The organism is Agrobacterium sp. 22-214-1 (assembly GCF_053522465.1).
Map to the genome: position 1 here is coordinate 176,251 of NZ_JBNWCK010000004.1, position 21,667 is coordinate 197,917.

Here is a 21,667-nt window from a genome sequence, read left to right on the forward strand (position 1 = left end):
GGCAGAAATGGCCAGACCGACCAGCATGACCCGCAAGCTCGTGACGGCGCTGACCAGCGTTGTCGCCATATCCTGGCTTCTCGCCTGCGGGCTGGGCGTCATGGTGATGCAGGACGAATTCGCCGAGATTTTCGACGCCGGCGTTGAGGAAACCGCCGAAAGACTGCTGCCGCTATTGGTGGACGATCTCAGGGAAAACAACACCGCGCCTGCCGCGCAAAAGCTCAACCGGACGTCGGAACGGGCGGAATATCTGACCTATCAGGTGCGCGACCGGGAAGGACAGGTGGTGCTGCATTCGCATGACAGTTCGACGGAGCCTTTCGAGGTCTCGCTCGAACCCGGTTTTTCCGAAACCGCGACCCAGCGCATCTTTACGGTTGCGACACCGGACGGAAACTATTTCCTGCAGGTCGCCGATGCCTTCGCCAATCGCCGCGAGGCGATCGAAGAGGCGGGCACCGCGCTGCTGCTTCCCGTTCTCATCCTCATTCCCGCCAGCATTTTCGCCGTCATCGTCGTGGTGCGCAGAACGCTGCGACCGATACAGACCCTGCGCGACGACATCGGCAAAAAGGACGGCGGCAATCTCGCGCCGCTGCCGACGCAACCCTTTCCGGGCGAACTCCATCCCATTGCCCGTTCGGTCAATCTGCTGCTCGGACGATTGCGATCGGCAATCGAGGCGGAACGGGAATTCACCGCCAACAGCGCCCACGAATTGCGCACGCCGATTGCCGGCGCGCTGGCGCAGGCGCAGCGGCTGCATGCCGACATTCCGCCGGAGCTTGCGCCGCGCGTGGAAAACATCGAAAAATCCCTGCAGCATCTCGCCCACCTGGCCGAAAAACTGCTTCAGATGTCGCGCGCGGAAGCGAGGATCGGGGTCACCGACACGGCAAACGATCTCATTCCCGTTCTCGAACTGGTTATCGATGACATGATGAGAACGGCCATCGGTTCATCCCGCATCCGCTTCACCAATCGCTGTGAAGGCGGCCTCTCCTGCAGGATCGGCGCGGATGCCTTCGGTATCATCGTCCGTAACCTCCTCGAAAACGCGCTGATCCACAGCCCGGCGGAAAGCCCGGTGCAGGTCGTCGCCGAAGCGGACGGCACGATCCGCATCGTCAATTCCGGGGCGACAATCGATGCGGCACTCCTGCCCAAGCTGACGACACGTTTTACCAGGGGCCAGACCACGGCGGACGGAACCGGGCTTGGCCTTGCCATCGTCAAGAGCCTGGTGGAGCAGGCCGGCGGAGAGCTGGTGCTTTCCTCGCCGGCGCCGGGCCGGCAGGACGGTTTTGAGGCCCGCATCGTCCTTCCCGCCGAAGCCGCCTGAATGCCGAAAACAAAAAGCCCCGTCGGAAGGACGGGGCTTTTTCCGGTCTGGATGGCGGTCGCTCAATCCTCGTGGATATGGCTGTGATCCCGCGTATCGCGCATCTTCACATAAACCACCAGCGACAGGGCGATCATGATCGTCACATACCAGAAGAACCAGTTTTCGTGGCCGATCTGCTTGAATTTCAGGGCCACGAATTCCGCCGTTCCGCCGAATATGGTGTTCGCCAGCGCATAGGGCAGAGCCACGCCAAGCGCGCGGATATGGGCGGGGAACATTTCCGCCTTCACCACCGCATTGATGGAGGTATAGCCGGTAACGATCAACAGGCCGACCAGAACGAGAGCGAAAGCCATGACGGGATCGGTCGTCGTCGCAAGCGTGCTGAAGATCGCATAGGTGAACAGCGTTCCGAGAATACCGAAGCCGACCATAAGCGGCTTGCGGCCGATCTTGTCGGACAGCGCACCCGCAATCGGCTGGCACAGCATGAAGACGAAGAGCGCCGCCGTGGTGATTTCCGTGGCGCTTTCCTTGCTGAAGCCGGAGGTGTTGACGAGGAATTTCTGCAGATAGGTCGTATAGGCATAAAAGGCGAGCGTGCCGCCGGAGGTGAGCGCCATAACCATCAGCGCTTCCCTTGGATAATGCTTGAACAGCGCCCATCCGCTGGACTTCGGCTTGTCGACAGCGCCGGTCTTGGCGTTTTCGAAGGACTGCGTCTCGACAAGGCCACGGCGGATATAAAACACCGCAATCGCCAGAAGGCCGCCAATGAAGAAGGGAATGCGCCAGCCCCAGGAGCCGAGCTGTTCCGGCGTCAGGACCCGCTGCAGCACCAGAAGCACCGCCAGCGCCAGAAGCTGACCGGAAATAAGCGTCACATACTGGAAACTGGAGAAGAAACCGCGGCGGTTCTTGCCGGCCATTTCGCTGAGATAGGTTGCGCTGGCGCCATATTCACCGCCGACGCTGATGCCCTGCAGAAGCCTTGCGAAAACCAGAATGGCCGGCGCGGCAATGCCGATCGCCTCATGGCCGGGCGTAATCGCGATCAGCAGCGAACCGAGACACATCAGCGTGACGGACAAGGTAAGACCGGCCTTGCGGCCCTTGCGGTCGGCATAGGTGCCCATGAACCAGGCCCCGATGGGCCGCATCAGAAATCCGACGGCGAAAACGGCGGCCGCGCTCAAAAGTTCGGCGGTCTGGTTTCCGGAAGGGAAAAACACCGGCGCGAAATAAAGGGTGAAGGCCGAATAGACATACCAGTCGTACCATTCGACGAGATTGCCCGCCGATCCGCCGATAATGGATTTCAAACGGGTTTTCTGGTCCGGCGCGGTGGCGGGACCATTTGCCATAATATTCACGGGTAAACTCCAATTCATCTTCGTCTGGAGATGGAAGGGCGAACGGAAGGTGTGATAATTTGTCGCTCTCGGTGGGGTATATACCCGTCATGTTGCAGTGCGCAAGTTTATACCGCACCGCGATATTGCCGAAAAACCAGCCATGGCGGCTTAAGCCCTCCCGATTCCCGGCCTTCCGCCACCCTTTTTTCAGCGGATTTTCGGGTGGAAACCTCAAAAGTAAAACCGCCCGACTGTGATCCGCCTTGTAAGCCGCCCGCGCTCAAACTAAAAAATATCAATGATTTACGATATATCGGACGTCCAGATCGAAAAGCTCCTCATTGCCGCCGCCCGTGCCGGCGAGGCGCTGGCGCGGCTGGACGAGCGGATCGACCGGTCACCGATGAAACACGGCTTCATCGAAAGACAGGATTTCACCGATGCGATTTCCTCCATGTGGGTGGATGGCGAACTCGTTCACATGGAAGATCTGGTGCTGCATGACGCGCATATGGATGTGCGAGCGCCAACCCATGAAATGACGGCGGCGCACCGGATTCTCCGCTCGAGACGGCTGATCTTTTCCAATGCCCCCGGCTGGGCCTTTACCGCGCCAGGCCTTTCAAGGCTACGCGGCAGGGCGGCACTTGCCGAAGAGCCTACGCCTCCCAGACAAACGCTCGACCACTCCCGCGATGAAGACACCGACGCGGAGGAGGAGGAAACATCGCTGGATGGCGCTTTTTCCGAGTTGGACGCGCTTCTGGCGCGAAGCGCCGCAACGCTCGATGCGATCACCACCGGCAGCGCGCTTCCGCCAATGCACAGGGAGGAAAGCCATGCGATCATCAACGAACCCGACTGGGACGAGGATGAGCGGCTGAAAGAATGGTGGGACGTCCATGCGCGGACGGAGGAACTGCCGGCGATTCTTCGCACCGCCATCCTTCTCGATGCCTGGAACATGATCGAGGTGCTTCAACGCAGCCCCTGGCTCGGCCGGCTTCTGGCCTCCGCCTTTCTGCGCGACGGCGCCGTCACGCCCGATCACCTGCCGGCCCTCAGCGCCGGTCTCCGCGCGGTCCCACGGGAGCGCCGGCACGGCCGAAACCAGACGCAGCGCGTTCTCGCACTTCTCGACAGCTTTTACGAAGCGGCGCAGGCCGGCATGAAGGAACACGACCGGCTGGCCCATGCGCGTGAACGCATGATGCGCAAGCTGGCAGGCCGGCGTTCCTCCTCGCGCCTGCCGGAACTCGTGGAGCTTGTCGTCTCCCGACCGGTGGTTTCGGCGGCGATGATCGTCAAGGAACTCGGCACCACGCCGCAGGGCGCGATAGGGCTCGCCAACCAGCTGGAACTGCGGGAAGTGACGGGTCGCGGCCGGTTTCGCGCCTGGGGCATGCTGTAGCGAAAGCTGCCCCGCCCCTCGCAAGAGCCCGGAAAAACGGCGGTATCTCGGCCTTTTTCCGGCAACGACGTGCCGCAGGAATGCAGCGATCACGAATCTTAACAAAATTTAACTATTGCGTAGGTCGGTGAAGCCGCTATGTTCCTCGCTGCGTTGCAGCACCGATTTTCTTCTCCGGCAACGCGGTCGCATTCGGCCCCGGCAACTTTTCTTTGCCGCCCGCATTTAAGTGTCCATTCTGAGGGAGATGCAATAATGACAATTTCAATCTCACAACCCGATTCCGATCACGAAACCGATGCTCCTTTTGCCAAAAAGGTTCTCACCGCGCGCAATCTCGCCGGATATACGGTCGAACAGCTTGCCGTGACCTGCGGCCTGACGACCAGCGAAATACGCGCGCTCGAAGACGGCACGGACAGCGATCCGCTGCGCATCAGACGCGTTGCCGCAGCCCTTCATATTCCTGTCGAAACCGTTATCTGATCCGCCTTAGCGATCATCAAAAATCTCAGCGCCGCCGGGGACGATGTTCCCGGGAACATCCGGGCGGCGCGCGTGGCCCGATGCCGCCAGTCCCTTCCGGAACATTTTCCGCGCCCCTCTCTTAACATTTTCGTTATCCGGCACCACATGGGGTTCACGAGCGACCATGTTCGGCCGAGTGCGACATGCGCCCCGCTTGTGCGAGAGCAGCAATAACCTCCGGAATCCTGCCATGACACTAAGTCTCGACACCGAAGAACGGGTTTCTTCAGCATTGGATGAATTGTGGCCAGCGGAAAAGACGGAAATTCTCGACTGGCTGATCACCGGCACCAAGGACGAACGCTTTATCGACGAGATATTCGTCGAGCTCTGCAACAGGCTGCGGGCGAGCGGAATTTCCGTGGCCCGGGGCGTGCTCGCTTTCCGCATTCGCCATCCGCAATGGCTTGGCGCTCGCATTCTGTGGAAAGCCGGCCTGTCCACCGCCGAGATCGCCACCTATGGCTATGGGTCTGAAAATACACCCGAATATTTGAACAGCCCCATCAACGACATTCATCAGGGCGCCACCGAAGTCCGCCACCGGCTGAACGGAGAGGACATTGATGAGCCCGGCTATACGATCTACGAAGACCTGCGGGCCGAGGGGCTGACGGATTATTGCGCCTGGCCGATCGAGCACACTTTCGGCAAGCGCCACGTCGCCACCTTCTCCAGCGACCGGCCCGGCGGTTTTTCTGACAGCGAAATCCTCGCCTTGAAAAACCTGCTTCCGGCGCTGGCGCTCGTCAGCGAAATACGCCTGAAGAACCGCATGACGCGCACCCTTCTGGAGACCTATGTGGGGCCGCATGCGGGCGAAAAAATCCTCAATGGCGCCACCACGCGCGGCAGCGGCATGACGGTGGGTGCGGCCATCCTGATCTGCGACCTGCGCAATTTCACCCATATTTCCGACCTTTGGCCGCGTGACGATGTCATCGAGCTTCTCAACGGTTATTTCGACGCCATGTGCGATCCCATCGAGGAATTCGGCGGCGAAATCCTGAAATTCATGGGCGACGGGCTGCTGGCGATTTTCCCGCTCAGCGACCCGCAGGCCTGCGAAAACCTGCTTAAAGCCATCGCCAGCGCGCAGAAGAGCCTCGTTGCGCTGAATGAAATCAATTGCCGCAAGGGTCACGATCCCCTGGGTTACGGCATCGGCGTGCATGTCGGCGATGTCATGTATGGCAATATCGGCTCGAAAACCCGCCTCGATTTCACCGTCATCGGCCCTGCCGTCAATATCGCCTCGCGGCTGGAAACGCTGACCAAAGAGACCGGGCGCAACGTGCTTTTCTCAGAAGAATTCGTGCGCATGGCCGGATATCAGGAAAAGCTTGAAAATCTCGGCCCATGGCTGCTGCGCGGCCTCGAAAGCCCGGTCGAAGTATATGCCCTGCCCCACAATGCGGCCCTGACAGCTTCGGCCGATTGATTATCGCGAGGGGCTTTTAACGACACCGGCCATCCGCGCCGCATGACCTTTCCGAAGAGTGATTTCGGCCGTCTGGATCATCGTCAAAACGCTTGACACGTCTGCGATGTCGATCTAGCAAAATGGAACATATATTCCATATCGAAACATTGCTTGCATTCATATTCTGTCTTTCCGGGAGTGAGGGACGGGTGTGAGAAACCGGAGGAAAGATGGTTACGAAATTGGCACTGCTCGGCGCTGGACGGATCGGCAAGGTCCACGCCAAGGCGATCACCACCGACAGCCGTGCGCAGCTGGTGGCCGTTGTGGACGCCATGGCCGGTGCTGCGGAAGCAATCGCCCGCGAGGCGCAGTGCAAGGTCAGCACGATCGATGAGGTTCTGGCCGACAAGACGATCGATGCCGTCATCATCTGCACCCCGACCAACACCCATGCCGACCTGATCGAGCGTTTCGCCCGCGCCGGCAAGGCGATCTTCTGCGAAAAGCCCGTCGATCTCGATGTCGCCCGCGCGGAAGCCTGCGCCAAGGTGGTCGAGGAAACCGGCGCGAAGGTGATGCTCGGTTTCAACCGCCGTTTCGACCCGCATTTCCAGGCCGTTCACAAGGCAATCGACGATGGCCGCATCGGCAAGGTGGAAATGGTGACCATCACCAGCCGCGACCCCGGCCCGCCGCCGGCCGAATATATCAAGGTCTCCGGCGGCATTTTCCGCGACATGACCATTCATGATTTCGATATGGCCCGTTTCCTGCTCGGCGAGGAAGTGGAAAGCGTATTCGCCACCGGTTCCGTTCTCGTCAATCCGGAGATCGGCGCGCTGGGTGATTTCGACAGCGCCAGCATCATCCTGACGACGAAAAGCGGCAGGCAGGCGATCATTTCGAATTCACGCCGCGCGACCTATGGTTACGACCAGCGCATCGAAGTGCACGGTTCGCTCGGTTCGGCAGCGGCCGAAAACCAGCGTCCGGTTTCCATCGAAATCGCCAATGCGGATGGCTACACCCGCCCGCCGCTGCATGATTTCTTCATGACGCGCTACACGGCGGCCTATGCCGCGGAAATCACCGCTTTCATCGACAGCATCGAAAACAATGTCGCGCCGTCGCCCTCCATCAAGGACGGTCTGATCGCGCTGAAACTGGCCGACGCCGCGCTGAAATCCGCGACCTCGAAGACGGCCGTGAAGATCGGCTGAAGCCACAACCGGGACGCCGAGCGTCTTGCTGAACCTTCTGTCCGCCGCGCAATTGTTGACGGCGGACAGCACTGCCTGTCCAAAAGCCCTCGGCAGCAGGCTCACATCATCCGAGCTCCCTGCAGGGCGGCGCCCACCGCCCTCATTCCTGTGCTCGTCACAGGAATCCAGCCGACGCGCGTCTGCGCGGCGGGAGAGACTCCTTTCAGTCCAATGACTTGGACTGGCTGGATCCCTGTGACAAGCACAGGGATGAGGGAAAGCACCGCAAAACTACGTTCCAGCAATCGCCCCTTTAAAAGGCAGCTTCCGCACTTGCATGGCAGCTATTCGGAAAATAAGGTTGTCTGACAAGGTACGGCCGTAACATATGGCTATTACCCACCTCATTCACCCCGAATACTCTTTTGCCGGCGGCAGTCGGATAGCGGTTTTTTCATGCCATCACCCAGGACCGGCTTTCTTTATGCGCTTGTCGCTTTCACGATCTTTGCGGCGCAGGATGGCATATCGAAACATCTGGGCAGCGCTTATCCGCCGGTTTTTATCGCCATGCTGCGATACTGGGCCTTTGCCATCTTCGTTCTTTTGATGGCCGCAAGGTCGGCGGGCGGCATTCGGGGCGCCGTCATGGCCAACCGTCCCTGGCTGCAGATCGGCCGCGGCGTGCTTCTCGCCGTACAGATCGTCATTTCGATCTTCTCCTTCGCCGTTGTCGGGCTGGCGCACAGCCATTCCATCCTTGCCTCCGCACCGCTGATCGTTGCGGCGCTGTCCATGCCTTTGCTGGGAGAACATGTGGGCTGGCGGCGCTGGAGCGCCATTTTTGTCGGCTTCATCGGCGTTCTCGTCATCCTCAAGCCTGAGGGCAACGGTTTCGATAACCGGCTGATGATCACCTTCGTGGCGACCTTCATGCTGGCGCTCTATAGCGTCCTGACCCGCCTCGGCAGCAAAAGCGATTCGGCGATGACAAGCTTCTTCTACACCGGCGTGGCCGGTGCGGCGGCCCTGACGCTGGTCGGTCCGTTTTATTGGGTCAGCATCGAGCCGCAGGATTGGGGCTGGATGCTGGCGCTGTGCATTACCGGCATGAGTGGCCATTATTGTCTGATAAAGGCGTTCGAACTGGCGGATGCAGCCTCCGTGCAGCCCTTTTCCTATTATCAGCTGGTGCTCGTCTCCATCATCGGTGTCACCGTCTATGGCGAAGTGGTGACGTCCAATATGGTCATCGGTGCGGCGATCGTCATTGCCGCCGGCCTCTTCACCATCTGGCGGGAGCATGTGGTTTCCCGCAAGAACCGCCGGGAGACGAAATAGGCAGCCGGCGCTGGAAAGACCCTAGACGAGAGCCGCCTCACACCGCAGCAGCATACCGAACAGATCGCGCGGCTCATCCGGATCGGCCAGCAGATCGAGCTCCGTATAAAGCCCGGTGGATGGCAGCTTCGAGCGCACGTAACGCAACGCCGAAAAATCTTCCGTCGCGAAGCCGACGCTGTCGAACAGCGTGATCTGTCGCTCACTTGCCCGCCCCTGCTTTTCACCGGTTATGACCTGCCAAAGCTCGATGACGGGATAATCCGCCGGCAATTGCTGGATTTCACCTTCAATACGCGTCTGCGGCGGATATTCGACGAAAATATCGGATCGAAGCAGAATATCCCGATGCAACTCCGTCTTGCCGGGACAATCGCCGCCAACGGCATTGATGTGAATGCCGGGGCCGACCATGTTGTCGGTCAGGATCGTCGCATATTGCTTGTCGGCGGTGACAGTGGTGATGATATCCGCCCCTTCGACCGCTTCCTGTGCGCTCTCACAGATCTTGATGGCAAAACCCTGCCCGGCGAGATTGCGGGCGCATTTTTCGCTAGCGGACGGATCGATATCGAATAGCCGCAGCGTGTCTATGCCGAGAATCGCCTTGAAGGCGCGCGCCTGGAATTCGCTCTGGGCGCCATTGCCGATGATGGCCATGGAGCGGGAATTCTTGCGGGCGAGATATTTCGCCGCGACGGCCGATGTTGCGGCGGTGCGCAGCGCCGTCAGGATGGTCATCTCGGTCAGAAGCAGCGGATAACCATTGCCGACATCGGAAAGCACGCCGAAAGCAGTCACCGTCTGGCGGCCTTCCTTCATGTTCTTCGGATGGCCGTTGACATATTTGAAGCCGTAAAGCGTGCCATCGCTGGTCGGCATCAGTTCAATGACGCCTTCCTTCGAATGCGAGGCGATGCGCGGCGTCTTGTCGAAGCTTTCCCAGCGGCGGAAATCCTCTTCCACCGCATCCGCAAGCTCGCGCAGGAACGTATCGATGCCCACGCGCAGCACGAGTTTCATCATGTGATCGACGCTGACGAAGGGCACGATATTAAGGTTCGGTATCACGGTCATCGCATCACCCCTTTCAGCCGGCCCGTGTCGGGCGGTCCATGACCCGCTTGCCCATCAGGCTGGCGGCGAGATCGACCATCAGCGTCGCGGTTCTGCCGCGCTCGTCAAGAAACGGGTTGAGCTCCACCAGATCGAGACTGCAGACCAGCCCGCTATCATGCAGCATTTCCATGACCAGATGCGCCTCGCGGAACGTCGCGCCGCCCGGAACCGTGGTGCCGACGGCCGGCGCGATGGACGGCTCGAGAAAATCGACATCGAGACTGACATGCAAAAGCCCGTTTGCCGCCTGAACCCGCGCCAGAAACGCCCGCAGCAGAACGGCGACGCCATGCTCGTCGATCGAGCGCATGTCGTGCACGGTGATGCCGCTCTTTTCCAGTGCGGCCCTCTCCGCCGGATCCACACTGCGGATGCCGATCATGCCGATATTGTCTTCCGGAACCGCATGGGAAAGCGGCGGGAAATAACCGGCAAATCCCTCACGACCACTGAAATAGGCGACCGGCGTGCCGTGCAGATTGCCGCTGCGCGTCGTCTCAAGCGTATGGTAATCGGTATGGGCATCGAGCCAGAGCACGAAAAACGGCCGGCCGGTCTCTGCCACCCGGCGCGCCATGCCTGCGACCGTGCCCGCGGAAATCGCATGGTCGCCGCCGAGAAAGATCGGCACGGCATCCGCGCTCTCACGATAGGCAGCCTCCGTCAGCGCCTCGGTCCAGGCCACGGTTTCGGACAGATGGTGCACGGCGGGATTGGGATGGTTAAATTCGCGGAAGGTCGCCGGCGTCACATTGTCGGTATCGACAACGCGATGCCCCAGTTCTTCAAGGGCATGAGCAAGCCCCGCGACGCGATAGGCGCTCGGCCCCATCTCGCATCCCAATTGCCCGGCCCCGATCTGCAGCGGCGCACCGATCAACCTGATTTCCATTCCCGTCCTCGCTTTCCTGCCAATAAGCCCAGTTCACCATAGTGATCTGGCGAAATGAACATCAAATATTGGCAATATTATCGAAATAAGCTATCGATCTGGTAAAATTGATTTATCGAATTGGTCATCATGGATAATCTAGACGAACGGCTCATCACCCTTTTGCGACACAATGGCAGGCGCAGCATTTCCGATCTCGCAATCGAGACGGAAACCTCTCGCGCCACGGTGCGCTCACGCATCGAAAGAATGGAGAATGACGGCACCATCATCGGTTACACCGTCATTTTGCGCGCCGATGCGGTGGAGGCCGCGATCCGCGGCATCATGATGATCGAGATTGAAGGCCATGTGACGGACCGCGTCATCCGCACCCTTGGCGGTTTTCCGGAAATATCGGAAATCCACAGCACCAATGGCCGCTGGGACCTGATCGTGGAACTCAACGCCGCCACGCTCAGCGATTTCGACGCGGTGCTCCGCCGCATCCGCCTGGTGCCCGGCATCACCGGCAGCGAGACCAGCCTTTTGCTCTCCACCCCGCGCTCCACCCGGGCACGGCTCTGAACCGGGGAGCAAAACGCAAAACAGGGATAAAACGCATTTTTCGATTTTTTCGACTTGCGCCCCGGAATAAATCATCTATATGACGACCCACCAAAGCGAACGCGCCACGCGCTTTAAAGCTTTTGGGGAATAGTTCAATGGTAGAACAGCGGACTCTGACTCCGTCGATCTTGGTTCGAATCCAGGTTCCCCAGCCAAATTTCTCTAAATGAAATCAGCTTCTTGAGTTTTGAATATCGCATGGCATCGCGACGTCCCGTGCCCGGCATCGTTCACCCGCGATAAACCACCGCTCCACCCGTCATACCGGCACCGGCGGCCGTCAAAAGCAGGGTTTCGCCTTCCGCGAGAGGCCTTTCGGCATTGGTGACGGAGAGCGAAAGCGGAATGGTGGCGGCGGAGGAATTGCCGAAGCTTTCTATGGTGCGCACCGTCTTTTGCCTGTCAATGCCGAGATTGCCGCAGACGGCGTCGAACATGCGGGAATTGGCCTGATGGGGCACGAAACGGTCGATATCGGCTGCCGTCGTTCCGGCTTGATGCAGCACCCTTTGCGAGGTCTCGGTCATCAGCGTCACGGCACGGGAGAAGACTTCGCGGCCGTCACGCATCGTCATCAGCGCCTCCTCAGTGGATGTATCGGCAGAGAAGGGCTGGCTGCTGCCTCCCGCCGCTATCTGGATCAGATCGTAACCGCCGCCATCCGCAACGAGATCGGCTGACAAAAGCCCGCGTTGCGCCTCGCGGCAAGGCTTGAGGACGACGGCGCCGGCGGCATCGGCGAACAGGACCGCGCTTGCCCTTTCCGCCGGATTGATACGGCGGCTCAATATATTGGCGGCAACGATGAGGACGGCGCGGCCGTGGGTGCGGACAAAGCCATCCGCAAGGGTGAGCGCATAAAGAAAGCCGGAACAGGCCCCGGCGAGATCGATCGCGCCGGATCGGGCAAGGCCCAGCCTGTGGGCGAGCAGCGGCGCCGAGGGCGGCAGAAGGTGATCCGGCGTGGAAGTCGCAAGCAGCGTCAGAGCGATCTCGTCGGAGCCGATTTCGGCATCTTCCAGCGCCATGCGGCCGGCTCTCGCCGCAAGACCGCTCAGAGTGTCGCCCTCTTGCGCCCAATAACGCGTGCGGATGCCGGTGCGCCGCTCGATCCAGCCGGCTTCCAGCCCGAGACTGGTCTCTATCTCGGCATTGTCGACGCATCGTGACGGAACGGCATGACCAAAACCGGCCATGCGGGAAGAACGGTTCTGCATTGTCAGGACTTTCGGAGACGGTTCCGGAACAGGCTGAACATGGCCGCACCCCGTTTTCACGCGATGCCGAGCGCGCGCGATTTTAGCGAAGCGGTTTCGGTGACGATCCCGGCCACCTCATCGATGGCGTCAAAGGCGCTGGCCAGATCTTCCGCCGTCGAACAATAGGGCGGCATCAGGTAAAGCACATTGCCGAGCGGGCGAATGACGAACCCGCGCTCGCGGAACAATTGCCGCATGCGCGGCCCCGCCTCGGCGAGATACCCGCCGGCAGGCACCACGAGATCGAGGGCCGCGATGGTCCCCATCTGCCGGATGCCGGTGAAACGCCGGTCATCCGCAAATCGCCGGAGATTGTCACGCAGCACCTGTTGCAATTGCCCGATACGTTGAAGCACGGGCTCATCCCGCCAGACCTGAAGATTGGCAACGGCCGCAGCGCAGGCAATCGGATTGGCCGTATAGGAACTGGAATGGAAAAAGGTCTTGCGGCGATCCGTCGAAAAATGCGCGTCGAAAATCTCCGCACTGCACAGCGTTGCTGCCAGCGGCAGGGAGCCGCCGGTCAGGCCCTTGGAGGTGCAGAGAATATCCGGCGAAATGCCGGCCTGTTCGCAGGCGAACATGGTTCCGGTTCTGCCCCAGCCCGTCATCACCTCGTCTGCAATGACGAGGCAGCCATGGCGTTCGGCGATCTGTTTCATCCCGGCCAGAACATCCGCGCCGTAAATTCTCATGCCGCCCGCCCCAAGCACGAGCGGCTCGACCAACAGGGCGGCGATGCGGCCTGAACGGCAGACGTTTTCGAACATGTCCAGCGTGTGCTGTTCGCTGCCCGCTTCCGGAAAAGCCAGCCGGTCGACGCCAAAGAGCAGCGGTTCGTAAGCGGCATTGAAGACACCGCGCTCACCGGTCGACATGGTGCCGATAGTGTCGCCGTGATAGCCATGCTCCATCACCACGATACGGTCGCGCTTTTCTCCGCGATTGTGGAAATATCCCAGCGCCATTTTCAGCGCCACCTCAACCGCCGTCGAGCCGCTATCGGAATAAAACACATGGCTTAGCCCGACGGGCGCAAGCTCGATCAGCCCGCGCGCCAACGTTTCGGCGGGTTCATGGGAGAACTCGGCGAAAATGACCTGGTCGAAGGCCTCTGTCGCGGCGCGGATGGCTGCCATGATCGCGGGATGCCGGTGCCCGTGGGTGATGACCCACCAGGAGGAAATGGCATCGAACAGGCGATTGCCGTCCTCATCGACGAGAAATGCGCCTTCCGCTGATACGACGCGTCTCATCGGCGGTTCCAGCCCATGCTGGGTGAAGGGATGCCAGACAGGGGAACGGCTCATGCCGGCGCCTCCAGAAAATCAGCGAGATTGAAGTGTCGGGCAAATGCCCGATGCAGCGCCTCTGATGTCATCTCCGGCAGGCGCGGCAGGCGGCCGAGCGGGCGAACGGCGCCGATATTGGCGATGACGCGCTCATTTTCCCGGTTCTCGTCGCCGATGAAGACCACGCCCTGCACGGGAATGGCGCGATGCCGCAACGCCTCGAGCGAGAGCAGCGTGTGGTTGATGGTGCCAAGTGACGTCCTTGCGCACAGCACAAGCGGAATTTGCCAGCGGGCGAAGATATCGGCGAAGAGCACCGTGTCCGTCAGCGGCACCAGAAGCCCGCCCGCCCCCTCGATCACCAGCGGTCCATCCGTTTGCGGCGGCAGCAGCAGCGTGGGGTCGATCGTTACATTCTCGAGGCGGGCCGATAGATGCGGCGAAGCCGGCATTTTCAGGCGATAGGCCTCCGGCAGAATGCGCGCGCGCGGCACGCCACCCAGCCGTTCCACCGTCTCGCTGTCTGTTTCTTCCTCCAGCCCGGATTGCACGGGTTTCCAGTAACAAGCCTGCAGGGCATGGGTGAGCGCTGCGGAAAAAACCGTCTTGCCGATGCCCGTATCGGTGCCAGAGATGACAAAACGAGGGGTCATTTCCGCTCCTGCGCCAGCGAAAGGGCAAGCAGCCCGATCATATCGGCGATCTGGCTCTCATCCACATTGAGCGTGATGGCGATGCGCAGGCGCGCCGTGCCCTCTGGCACCGTCGGCGGGCGGATCGCGCGTACATCGAAACCGCCCTCCCGCAGATGCGCGGCGATACGAAGCGAACGGGCATTGTCGCCAATCATCACCGGCAGGATCTGCGAACCGCTGGGCTCAACGCCGAGCCGGGAGCGAAGCTCCTCGCCGGCAAAATTTACCAGCTCCGCCAGCCGCAGGCGTCGCCATGGTTCATCGGCGACAATGCGCAGGGCTTCCCGCACCGCCGCCGCCATCAGCGGCGAAGGCGCGGTCGAATAGATGAAACCGCGGGCGCGGTTGACGAGGTAATCGGCAAGCACCACCGGCAGGCTCAAAAGCGCGCCGGAGAGACCGAGCGCCTTGCCGCAGGTATGCAATGCCAACACATTGCCCCGGCCTTCCAGCTCCGCGGCAAGGCCATGCCCGCCGGGGCCGAAAACACCGGTGGCATGGGCCTCATCGACGACAAGGAAGCCTCCGTGTTGCCCGGCAAGATCAGCCAGGGCCGAAAGGGGCGCACGGTCGCCATCCATGGAATAAAGGCTTTCGACGGCGATCCACGGACGGCCCCGGCCGCCCTCCTGCCGCCAGCGGATTATCTCCCGTTCGAATGCCTCGACCTGATTATGCGGCACGGCGATCGCCTTCGCCTTGCCGGCTGCAATGCCGTCATGGACGCTGGCATGGATCAGGGCGTCGTGAAGAACGAGGTCTTCACGCAGCGGCAATGTGGAGAACAGCGCGACATTGGCGGCAAAACCGCTGCCGAAATAGATCGCTTTTTCCGCACCGAAAAGCGTCGCCGCTTCCGCTTCCAGCGCCTCATGTTCGCGGTGGTTGCCGCGCAGCAGCCGCGAACCGCCGGCCCCCACCGGCACGCCCCTTCCGATGGCGTCGGCAATAGCCGCCTTCAGCCGGGGTGAATCGGCAAGGCCAAGATAGTCGTTGGAGGTGAAATCGATCCCCTGTTGAGGAGCGAGCGCGCGCAGCCGCGATTTGCGCTCCAGGCCGGCAAGCTTCGCCTCATAGGGGGAGAACGCCGCGAGGTTCAACGGCACCCTCCCGCCTCCCCAGACTGCAATTCCGTGGACTGCAGTTCCATCGGCTTCAGGCCCAGACGGCGGAAAAGCGCCGTGTCGTGGTCCTCACCCGGATTATCCGCCGTCAGCAGGGTTTCGCCGATGAAGATGGAGTTGGCGCCGGCCAGGAAACAGAGCGCCTGCGTCTCATCGCTCATCTCCGTGCGCCCGGCCGAAAGCCTCACATGCGAACGCGGCATGAGGATGCGCGCCAGCGCGATGGTGCGGACGAAATCGATCGGATCGACGGGATCGGCCTTGGCCAGCTTCGAGCCGGGGATCGGGATCAGCATGTTGATCGGCACACTTTCCGGCGGCGCCGGCAGGTTGGCGAGCGTCACCAGCATCGAAATCCGGTCTTCCACCGTTTCCCCCATGCCGAGAATGCCGCCGGCGCAGACCTTGATGCCGGCATCGCGGACATTGGCAAGCGTTTCCAGCCGGTCCTCGAAGGTGCGGGTGGTGATGATCTGCGAATAGAACCGCTCGGAAGTGTCGACGTTGTGGTTGTAGTAGTCGAGACCGGCATCGGCCAGCCGCTCGGATTGCTCCGGCGTCAGCATGCCGAGCGTCATGCAGGTTTCCATGCCGAGCGCCTTCACGCCCTCGACCATGGCCACAACGGCCTCCATGTCGCGCTCCTTGGGATTGCGCCAGGCAGCACCCATGCAATAACGCGTCGCGCCGCCTTCCTTCGCCTTGCGCGCCTCAGCCAGCACCCGCTCCACTTCCATGAGTTTGGAGGCCTTGAGGCCGGTGGGGTTGCGGGCGGACTGGCTGCAATAACCGCAATCCTCCGGGCAGCCGCCGGTCTTGATGGATAAAAGCCGGCTCATCTGGATGGCATTGGGATCGAAATGACAGCGATGCACCTGCTGGGCGCGAAACAGAAGATCGTTAAAAGGCAAATTATAGATAATTTTGGCTTCTTCAAGCGACAAGCCGTTGCCGAAACCCGCAATCGGAGCTGGATTTCTGTCGATTTGCGTGACGATCTGGTCCATCCGTCGATCTTTCCCTCAAAATAAATAGATAGAAGTTCTTTTTATCTATTTTTTTTGTGCCGCTTTTTGCAAGCACTTTTTCGAGAAAATTTTGTCGGCAGGAGAGATGACGGCATATGCGGGGATCGGAATCGCCGGCTTTAAACGCCGAAATTCATTGAATACGCACGTGCTCACGGAAAAGATCGGACCGGCCCATGGCGTGAAAAGTCCGCACTTGCTAAGGGTGAGGCATGATCACACTTCGTCCCTCCGAGAGCCGCGACGCTTCCCGCATCCTCGACATATGGAGCAAAGCAGTCGACGCCACCCACGGGTTCCTTCTGCCGGCGGATCGCGTCGCGATCGGGGAGGAAGTCGAAGCTTTTCTGCCGCAGGCGCCGCTGACGCTGGCGGTCGATGTTTCTGACCGCCCCCTCGGTTTCATGTTTCTGCATGAAGGGCACATGGAGGCGCTTTTCATCGATCCGGACCATCATGGCCAGGGTATCGGCAAGGTTCTGGTCCAGCGGGCGCTTGCGCTCCACCCCGCATTGACCACGGACGTCAACGAACAGAACGCCGGGGCCATGGGTTTTTACCGCCGGCTGGGATTCGAGCCGACGGGACGCTCCGATCTCGACGGACAGGGACGACCCTATCCGCTCGTTCATCTTCGATTTCGCGCAACGGAAAAATAGGCCGCCGGGATCGTCGGGGAGGATCAAGCCACGAACACCATAGTCCGCTTCGCAACCGACGATTTTCTGCCCGAACACCGCTTCGACCAATGGCGCGAAGTGCGTGGCAAAAGCCTGTTTGGCGTCACGATCGAGCTTGCGCGGGATCTCCGCCACAGCTTCAGGGGTTCGTTTCAGGCGCGCGCCGTCGCCGGCGCCGTGGTAACCGAAATGCGCGCTTCCTCTTACCGGGTGAACCGCACCGAAGCCGATATTGCCCGCATTGCCGGCGACAGCCTCTGCATCGGCCTGCAGGTCAGGGGCTCCGGCTTTCTGCATGCCGGCAAAAATCAGGTTCACGCGGTCGGCGGCGGCGATATCACCATCAACTATTCCGACTTGCCCTATGATGCGATACCGGGAAACGAGGCGGATTTTCACTACAGGATGCTGAAGATTCCCGTGGACTACGAGGTCATGCTCGGTCAGGCCACCGATGACCTGTTTGCGACGCGTTATGCGGAAAACAACAGTTTCTCCCTGCCCTTCCGGGCCCTTTTCAACGCGCTGAACGCCGACCCCGGCAGGCTCATCGATCCCGCCCGCGATGTCACGCATATCGCCCGACTTGCCATGACGGCGCGCGGGCGGCTTTCGCCCGCCATGCCGGAGGTGCGCGCCGCGCTCAGGACCGGGCTCTGTTATGCGGCACAGGACATCATGATACGGAAAAAATCCCGGCAGAACCTCACCCCTGCCGCCGTCGCAAGCGAACTGGGCATTTCCCTTCGGCAATTGCACGTGGTTTTCGAGGGTGCGGAACTGTCGTTTTCCCGCACACTCTCCTCCATGCGGATCGAGGAGGCGAGACGGCTGCTGCTGGCATTCCCCGCCTTGCCGGTCACGCAGATCGCCTATGGCTGCGGCTTCGACAGCCTCGCTACTTTCTACAGGGTATTTGCCGGCACCTATGGCATGACGCCCGGCGACGCCCGCGCTGCGGATATGCCGCCGGCTTAAAATTTCACCTCTGCGCGCAATGAGAAGACGCGCCATTTCAGCTCCTGTAAGGCCGATTGGATCACCCCATCCCGGAGCGCGGCCCATGACCAATTTTTTCGACTTTGCGATTTCCCGGTTGCCGACCGCGACAGCCGATTGCCGCAGGCCAGCGCCCGGCGAAATAGAGGCGATGCTGCAAAAAGAACCCTTCGCGGCGGCGCTGCGTCTGCTGGCGGGAAGTTTCATCGCCCTTTACGAAGGTTCGCCCGAGATGACCGCGCTTTTTGCGACGCGCCAGAGCCGGCTTCTGTGTCACGCGCTTCTGGCGCTGTATTTTCAGAAATGCAGCGCCCGTGAAACAGGAGAGGGAGAAGCCGTGCTGACGCGGGAAGATTTCGGCCATCTGGCGCTCCGGCATGGGCTCGCCAGCCATAGTGTCGCTTATGCCTTCTTCAAAGAGGCGCTGCAACGCGGAATGACACGCCCGGCAGACCGGTCCAGCGACGGGCCTGGCAATGGGCCCGGCAAAGAGGTCGTGCCTTCAGCCCCGGCGCTGGCGATGCTCGCCCAATGGTACGACGTGCATTTTCAGGCGCTGGATCTGCTCGATGAGGGCTTCAGGGCATCACGTTTCATCAAGCGGTCGGAGGCCATGCTTCCCCATATCCACCCCCGCGTATCGCAGGCGTTTCTGTCGCATCCGGAGGTGCGCTGCCCCGGCCCGCTTTCCATCATCTTCAACTGGTTCGATGCGGGGGGACTGCTGATGGACCGCCTTATCGCCGGCATCGACTGGGAAAGGCCGACCGAACACGGCAGGCGCCTGACCGATGTGGAAACCGTGACGCAACTGGCGACATCCCTCTCCCTGTCGCGTATCCATATCGGCCGCAAGCTAGCGGCGGCCGAACTGATCGGCGGCATCGGCTGGAGCGGACGACGCGGCCGTTCCGCGCTCTGGATTTCGCAGGGTTTTTACGAGGAATATGCCCGCATGCAGGCCCGCAAACTCCTTATTCTCGATGAAGCCTTCATCGACTTCGTGTGAGGTGCGGGCAGGCTGCAGGCCCTGCCATTCCGCTTACCCGCCTCGCTCCGCGTGAATGCGACATAACGGCTTTCGTCGATGGTTATGAGGGATATCCATTGACAAATCACAGGACTACAGCTTTTCTACGCAACATGCGTGAGATGTTGCGAGCATCGAAATTGCTGGCCCTGTTGTTTAGACTGGTGATGATACTGTCACTGGCTGGCTATAGTGTTTCCACCGTCAATGCCGCAATGCATCCTGCCGAAGCCGGTGGAATGCAGCACGATCAGTCCGCCATGATGGATCACGGCGCGACGATGGACCATGGCGCCTCAGCCATGATGTCCGACAGTCATGATCACAACGATATGGCCGAACAGGACGGCGGCGTCAAAAAGCCCGTCAAGCCGCAATGCTGCGGTGATTTCTGTCTCGGCATGGCGGTTCTGATCAGCCACGACACCATTGGCAGACCCGTCGTCAACAGCATCCGTTCCTTCCTCGACGACAGCAAGGCGCTGGGCCAGACCCCGCTCCTTCACCGCCCCCCGAATATCTGAACAGGCAAAGCCCGCCTTTGGGCAATGACCGTGCGTGAGCGGCTTTAGCGCCGTCGCGCCGTTGCATCTCCTGTTCGGAAAATACCCATGAACCCAATTTACATTGTGGTTGCGGCGCCCCTGCTTCTGGGCGGCTGCACAGCCACATCCCTGATGAACGACGCCGCCTCCTATGACGACGCGGCAAACCCGTCGCTCGGCGCGGCCCCCATCCGCTATCAGACCCCGGTCGCGGGTTACACGCACCGCGCGCCGGTGGACCCGAAGCCCTGGCGTAACCAGAACGATGCGCAGGCTCCGAAAGGAGACGCATCATGACGACACTTACCTTCAAACTCGGAGCGAGACTCGCGACCACCCTTTGCCTGCCGTTTCTTCTCGGCGGCTGTGTCACGGCCGCCCAATATGCGTCGCGTGACGCCGGTTTCACCAATGTTTCGGCCAGGACGTCCGAGGCGACAGGCAAGCAGGCGGTCTGGGTGCAGAACCGGGCCGAGGCGCAGGCGACGCAGGCCCGCGTCAAATCGCTGATGGCCGCCGGCAAAAGTCTCGATGTCGAGACGGCGGTGCAGGTTGCGCTCCTGAACAACAAGGGCCTTCAGGCAGCCTATGCCGATCTCGGCGAATCCGCCGCCACCGCATGGCAATCGACCATGCTGGTCAATCCGCGGGTCGGCATCGGGCTGACGGGGATCGGCACCCCGGGGCTCAGGGCCTATCAGGCGATCGAGGGTGTCGTCGTCACCAATATTCTGGCGCTGGCTACCCTCAAGAAAAATGTCGAGATCGCCGATACCGGCTTCCGCAAGGCGCAGTTAGGCGCCGCGCTGAAGACGCTGCAACTGGCGGCCGATACCCGCCGCGCCTGGATTACCGCGGTGGCGGCATGGGAAAATGTCGGCCAGCTGGCGCAGGCGCAGACCGCGGCGGATGCCGCCTCCGAACTTGCCGTGAAACTCGGCGAGGCGGGTTCGCTCAACAAGGAGGGCCAGGCCCGCGAGCAGGTCTTTTACGCCGAGTTGACGGGCCAGATTGCCCGAGCGCGGCTTGAGGCCCGTCTTGCCAAGGAGGAACTGACCCGGCTGATGGGACTGTGGGGAGCGGATATCGAATACACCATTCCCAACCGCCTGCCCCCGCTTCCGAAAGCGCTTACCAAACGGGACATGATCGAGGCCGAGGCGCTGCAGCGCCGCGTGGATCTGCAGATGGCAAAGCTCGATCTGGAGGCGACCGCCCGGTCGTTCAAGCTCACCGAAGCCACCCGATACGTGACCGATCTCGAAATCCGTTCCGGCTTCGAGACCGAGCGTGAGGTGGAAGACGGCGAAATCCACAAGCAGACCACCGGCAATGCCGAGCTGGAATTCGTCATTCCGATCTTCGATTCCGGTCAGGCGCGCATGCGGGAATCCGAACTCGCCTATATGCGCGCGGCGAACCTGCTGGCGGAAAAGGCGGTCAATGTCCGCTCGGAAGCCCGCTCCGCCTATCAGGCCTATCGCTCGAACTATGACATCGCCCGGCATTACCGCAACAGCGTGGTGCCGCTGCGCACCAAAATCGAGGAGCAGTCGCTGCTGACCTATAACGGCATGATCACCAACACCTTCGAGCTTCTGGCCGACAGCCGGGAAAAGGTCAATTCAAGCCTGCTTGCCATCAATGCGAAACGTGACTTCTGGCTCGCCGAGGCCAGCCTCGCTCCCGCCATTTACGGCGGCGGCACGGGTGCTGCGGCGGGCGCGGAGACCGAAGTTGCCGCCGCTGGCGGCGGCGGTGGCGGACACTGAGAAAGGAAACGA

The 21,667-nt window shown here is 60.9% G+C and carries 21 protein-coding genes and 1 tRNA gene; 14 read left to right on the plus strand and 8 right to left on the minus strand.

The genetic code is table 11. The features are described from left to right. Window positions 1-7: 7 nt before the first annotated feature. On the plus strand, window positions 8-1,345 hold the full coding sequence (locus ACQZ5G_RS16930; protein ID WP_448738356.1) for a sensor histidine kinase: 1,338 nt from the start codon (window positions 8-10) through the stop codon (window positions 1,343-1,345). A gap of 62 nt (window positions 1,346-1,407) precedes the next feature. Here the strand turns inward: ACQZ5G_RS16930 and ACQZ5G_RS16935 are convergent, their stop codons facing one another. Beyond that, window positions 1,408-2,712 carry an MFS transporter gene (locus ACQZ5G_RS16935; RefSeq protein ID WP_448738456.1) on the minus strand — a complete coding sequence of 435 codons (1,305 nt, stop codon included), beginning with the start codon at window positions 2,710-2,712 and terminating at the stop codon, window positions 1,408-1,410. 289 nt (window positions 2,713-3,001) lie between these two features. On the opposite strand from ACQZ5G_RS16935, the gene ACQZ5G_RS16940 reads away from it, so the two are divergent. The 5 genes from ACQZ5G_RS16940 (at window position 3,002) to ACQZ5G_RS16960 (ending at window position 8,611) form a co-directional block, all read left to right on the plus strand. Further along, window positions 3,002-4,114 (plus strand): RHE_PE00001 family protein, encoded by a 1,113-nt coding sequence (locus tag ACQZ5G_RS16940; RefSeq protein WP_448738357.1) that lies wholly within the window; start codon window positions 3,002-3,004, stop codon window positions 4,112-4,114. A gap of 255 nt (window positions 4,115-4,369) precedes the next feature. Then, on the plus strand, window positions 4,370-4,600 hold the full coding sequence (locus ACQZ5G_RS16945) for a helix-turn-helix domain-containing protein (RefSeq protein ID WP_003522093.1): 231 nt from the start codon (window positions 4,370-4,372) through the stop codon (window positions 4,598-4,600). Window positions 4,601-4,832: 232 nt separating this feature from the next. Beyond that, window positions 4,833-6,083: an adenylate/guanylate cyclase domain-containing protein gene (locus tag ACQZ5G_RS16950; protein WP_448738358.1), complete on the plus strand. Its 1,251-nt coding sequence runs from the start codon at window positions 4,833-4,835 to the stop codon at window positions 6,081-6,083. Window positions 6,084-6,295: 212 nt separating this feature from the next. Beyond that, window positions 6,296-7,288 (plus strand): inositol 2-dehydrogenase, encoded by a 993-nt coding sequence (iolG, locus tag ACQZ5G_RS16955; protein WP_003522091.1) that lies wholly within the window; start codon window positions 6,296-6,298, stop codon window positions 7,286-7,288. Window positions 7,289-7,726: 438 nt separating this feature from the next. After that, a complete protein-coding gene (locus ACQZ5G_RS16960) occupies window positions 7,727-8,611 on the plus strand; it encodes a DMT family transporter (protein WP_448738359.1) in 885 nt (294 codons plus the stop codon). Between the two features lie 21 nt (window positions 8,612-8,632). On the opposite strand, the gene ACQZ5G_RS16965 is transcribed toward ACQZ5G_RS16960, so the two are convergent. Both ACQZ5G_RS16965 and rocF read right to left on the minus strand, forming a co-directional pair. Further along, complete coding sequence (locus tag ACQZ5G_RS16965) at window positions 8,633-9,688, minus strand: ornithine cyclodeaminase (protein ID WP_448738360.1); 1,056 nt, start codon at window positions 9,686-9,688, stop codon at window positions 8,633-8,635. Between the two features lie 13 nt (window positions 9,689-9,701). Next, window positions 9,702-10,622, minus strand: a complete 921-nt coding sequence (gene rocF / locus ACQZ5G_RS16970; RefSeq protein WP_448738361.1) for an arginase — start codon at window positions 10,620-10,622, stop codon at window positions 9,702-9,704. Between the two features lie 129 nt (window positions 10,623-10,751). On the opposite strand from rocF, the gene ACQZ5G_RS16975 reads away from it, so the two are divergent. Together ACQZ5G_RS16975 and ACQZ5G_RS16980 are read left to right on the plus strand one after the other, a co-directional pair. Then, window positions 10,752-11,189, plus strand: coding sequence for an Lrp/AsnC family transcriptional regulator (locus tag ACQZ5G_RS16975; protein ID WP_003508428.1), 438 nt, complete (start codon window positions 10,752-10,754; stop codon window positions 11,187-11,189). 123 nt (window positions 11,190-11,312) lie between these two features. After that, a tRNA-Gln gene (locus ACQZ5G_RS16980) sits at window positions 11,313-11,386 on the plus strand. A 75-nt stretch (window positions 11,387-11,461) separates the two neighbouring features. On the opposite strand, the gene ACQZ5G_RS16985 is transcribed toward ACQZ5G_RS16980, so the two are convergent. From ACQZ5G_RS16985 to bioB, 5 genes are read right to left on the minus strand one after another with little or no spacing between them, the layout of a single operon-like run. After that, complete coding sequence (locus ACQZ5G_RS16985) at window positions 11,462-12,448, minus strand: beta-ketoacyl-ACP synthase III (RefSeq protein ID WP_448738362.1); 987 nt, start codon at window positions 12,446-12,448, stop codon at window positions 11,462-11,464. Window positions 12,449-12,504: 56 nt separating this feature from the next. Further along, entirely contained in the window at window positions 12,505-13,800 is a 1,296-nt protein-coding gene (locus tag ACQZ5G_RS16990) for an adenosylmethionine--8-amino-7-oxononanoate transaminase (protein ID WP_448738363.1), read from the minus strand. Then, on the minus strand, window positions 13,797-14,435 hold the full coding sequence (gene bioD / locus ACQZ5G_RS16995; RefSeq protein ID WP_448738364.1) for a dethiobiotin synthase: 639 nt from the start codon (window positions 14,433-14,435) through the stop codon (window positions 13,797-13,799). Before bioD ends, ACQZ5G_RS16990 begins: the two co-directional genes overlap by 4 nt. Further along, window positions 14,432-15,577 carry an 8-amino-7-oxononanoate synthase gene (locus ACQZ5G_RS17000; RefSeq protein ID WP_448738457.1) on the minus strand — a complete coding sequence of 382 codons (1,146 nt, stop codon included), beginning with the start codon at window positions 15,575-15,577 and terminating at the stop codon, window positions 14,432-14,434. Before ACQZ5G_RS17000 ends, bioD begins: the two co-directional genes overlap by 4 nt. Continuing rightward, complete coding sequence (gene bioB, locus ACQZ5G_RS17005; protein ID WP_448738365.1) at window positions 15,574-16,608, minus strand: biotin synthase BioB; 1,035 nt, start codon at window positions 16,606-16,608, stop codon at window positions 15,574-15,576. Before bioB ends, ACQZ5G_RS17000 begins: the two co-directional genes overlap by 4 nt. A 233-nt stretch (window positions 16,609-16,841) precedes the next feature. Between bioB and ACQZ5G_RS17010 the strand changes: the two genes are divergently transcribed. The 6 genes from ACQZ5G_RS17010 (at window position 16,842) to ACQZ5G_RS17035 (ending at window position 21,655) form a co-directional block, all read left to right on the plus strand. Next, window positions 16,842-17,288: an acetyltransferase gene (locus ACQZ5G_RS17010; RefSeq protein ID WP_220318294.1), complete on the plus strand. Its 447-nt coding sequence runs from the start codon at window positions 16,842-16,844 to the stop codon at window positions 17,286-17,288. Between the two features lie 99 nt (window positions 17,289-17,387). Further along, window positions 17,388-18,287 (plus strand): AraC family transcriptional regulator, encoded by a 900-nt coding sequence (locus ACQZ5G_RS17015; RefSeq protein ID WP_448738366.1) that lies wholly within the window; start codon window positions 17,388-17,390, stop codon window positions 18,285-18,287. A gap of 85 nt (window positions 18,288-18,372) precedes the next feature. Next, window positions 18,373-19,317 carry a hypothetical protein gene (locus tag ACQZ5G_RS17020; protein WP_448738367.1) on the plus strand — a complete coding sequence of 315 codons (945 nt, stop codon included), beginning with the start codon at window positions 18,373-18,375 and terminating at the stop codon, window positions 19,315-19,317. A gap of 134 nt (window positions 19,318-19,451) precedes the next feature. Further along, the gene (locus ACQZ5G_RS17025) at window positions 19,452-19,862 is read left to right on the plus strand and encodes a hypothetical protein (protein ID WP_078053696.1); all 411 of its coding nucleotides are present in this window, start codon (window positions 19,452-19,454) and stop codon (window positions 19,860-19,862) included. 87 nt (window positions 19,863-19,949) lie between these two features. Then, window positions 19,950-20,180, plus strand: a complete 231-nt coding sequence (locus ACQZ5G_RS17030; protein WP_080853909.1) for a hypothetical protein — start codon at window positions 19,950-19,952, stop codon at window positions 20,178-20,180. Continuing rightward, window positions 20,177-21,655, plus strand: coding sequence for a TolC family protein (locus ACQZ5G_RS17035; RefSeq protein ID WP_448738368.1), 1,479 nt, complete (start codon window positions 20,177-20,179; stop codon window positions 21,653-21,655). Before ACQZ5G_RS17030 ends, ACQZ5G_RS17035 begins: the two co-directional genes overlap by 4 nt. Window positions 21,656-21,667 lie beyond the last annotated feature (12 nt).

Coding starts and splice junctions, on each gene's coding strand:
- ACQZ5G_RS16965 (WP_448738360.1), bottom strand. CDS start 9,688: ATGACCGTGATACCGAACCTTAATATCGTGCCCTTCGTCAGCGTCGAT.
- ACQZ5G_RS16930 (WP_448738356.1), top strand. CDS start 8: ATGGCCAGACCGACCAGCATGACCCGCAAGCTCGTGACGGCGCTGACC.
- ACQZ5G_RS16945 (WP_003522093.1), top strand. CDS start 4,370: ATGACAATTTCAATCTCACAACCCGATTCCGATCACGAAACCGATGCT.
- ACQZ5G_RS17020 (WP_448738367.1), top strand. CDS start 18,373: ATGACCAATTTTTTCGACTTTGCGATTTCCCGGTTGCCGACCGCGACA.
- ACQZ5G_RS16935 (WP_448738456.1), bottom strand. CDS start 2,712: ATGGCAAATGGTCCCGCCACCGCGCCGGACCAGAAAACCCGTTTGAAA.
- ACQZ5G_RS17030 (WP_080853909.1), top strand. CDS start 19,950: ATGAACCCAATTTACATTGTGGTTGCGGCGCCCCTGCTTCTGGGCGGC.
- rocF (WP_448738361.1), bottom strand. CDS start 10,622: ATGGAAATCAGGTTGATCGGTGCGCCGCTGCAGATCGGGGCCGGGCAA.
- ACQZ5G_RS16940 (WP_448738357.1), top strand. CDS start 3,002: ATGATTTACGATATATCGGACGTCCAGATCGAAAAGCTCCTCATTGCC.
- ACQZ5G_RS17025 (WP_078053696.1), top strand. CDS start 19,452: ATGCGTGAGATGTTGCGAGCATCGAAATTGCTGGCCCTGTTGTTTAGA.
- bioD (WP_448738364.1), bottom strand. CDS start 14,435: ATGACCCCTCGTTTTGTCATCTCTGGCACCGATACGGGCATCGGCAAG.
- ACQZ5G_RS16975 (WP_003508428.1), top strand. CDS start 10,752: ATGGATAATCTAGACGAACGGCTCATCACCCTTTTGCGACACAATGGC.
- ACQZ5G_RS16985 (WP_448738362.1), bottom strand. CDS start 12,448: ATGCAGAACCGTTCTTCCCGCATGGCCGGTTTTGGTCATGCCGTTCCG.
- ACQZ5G_RS16990 (WP_448738363.1), bottom strand. CDS start 13,800: ATGAGCCGTTCCCCTGTCTGGCATCCCTTCACCCAGCATGGGCTGGAA.
- ACQZ5G_RS17035 (WP_448738368.1), top strand. CDS start 20,177: ATGACGACACTTACCTTCAAACTCGGAGCGAGACTCGCGACCACCCTT.
- bioB (WP_448738365.1), bottom strand. CDS start 16,608: ATGGACCAGATCGTCACGCAAATCGACAGAAATCCAGCTCCGATTGCG.
- ACQZ5G_RS16950 (WP_448738358.1), top strand. CDS start 4,833: ATGACACTAAGTCTCGACACCGAAGAACGGGTTTCTTCAGCATTGGAT.
- iolG (WP_003522091.1), top strand. CDS start 6,296: ATGGTTACGAAATTGGCACTGCTCGGCGCTGGACGGATCGGCAAGGTC.
- ACQZ5G_RS16960 (WP_448738359.1), top strand. CDS start 7,727: ATGCCATCACCCAGGACCGGCTTTCTTTATGCGCTTGTCGCTTTCACG.
- ACQZ5G_RS17010 (WP_220318294.1), top strand. CDS start 16,842: ATGATCACACTTCGTCCCTCCGAGAGCCGCGACGCTTCCCGCATCCTC.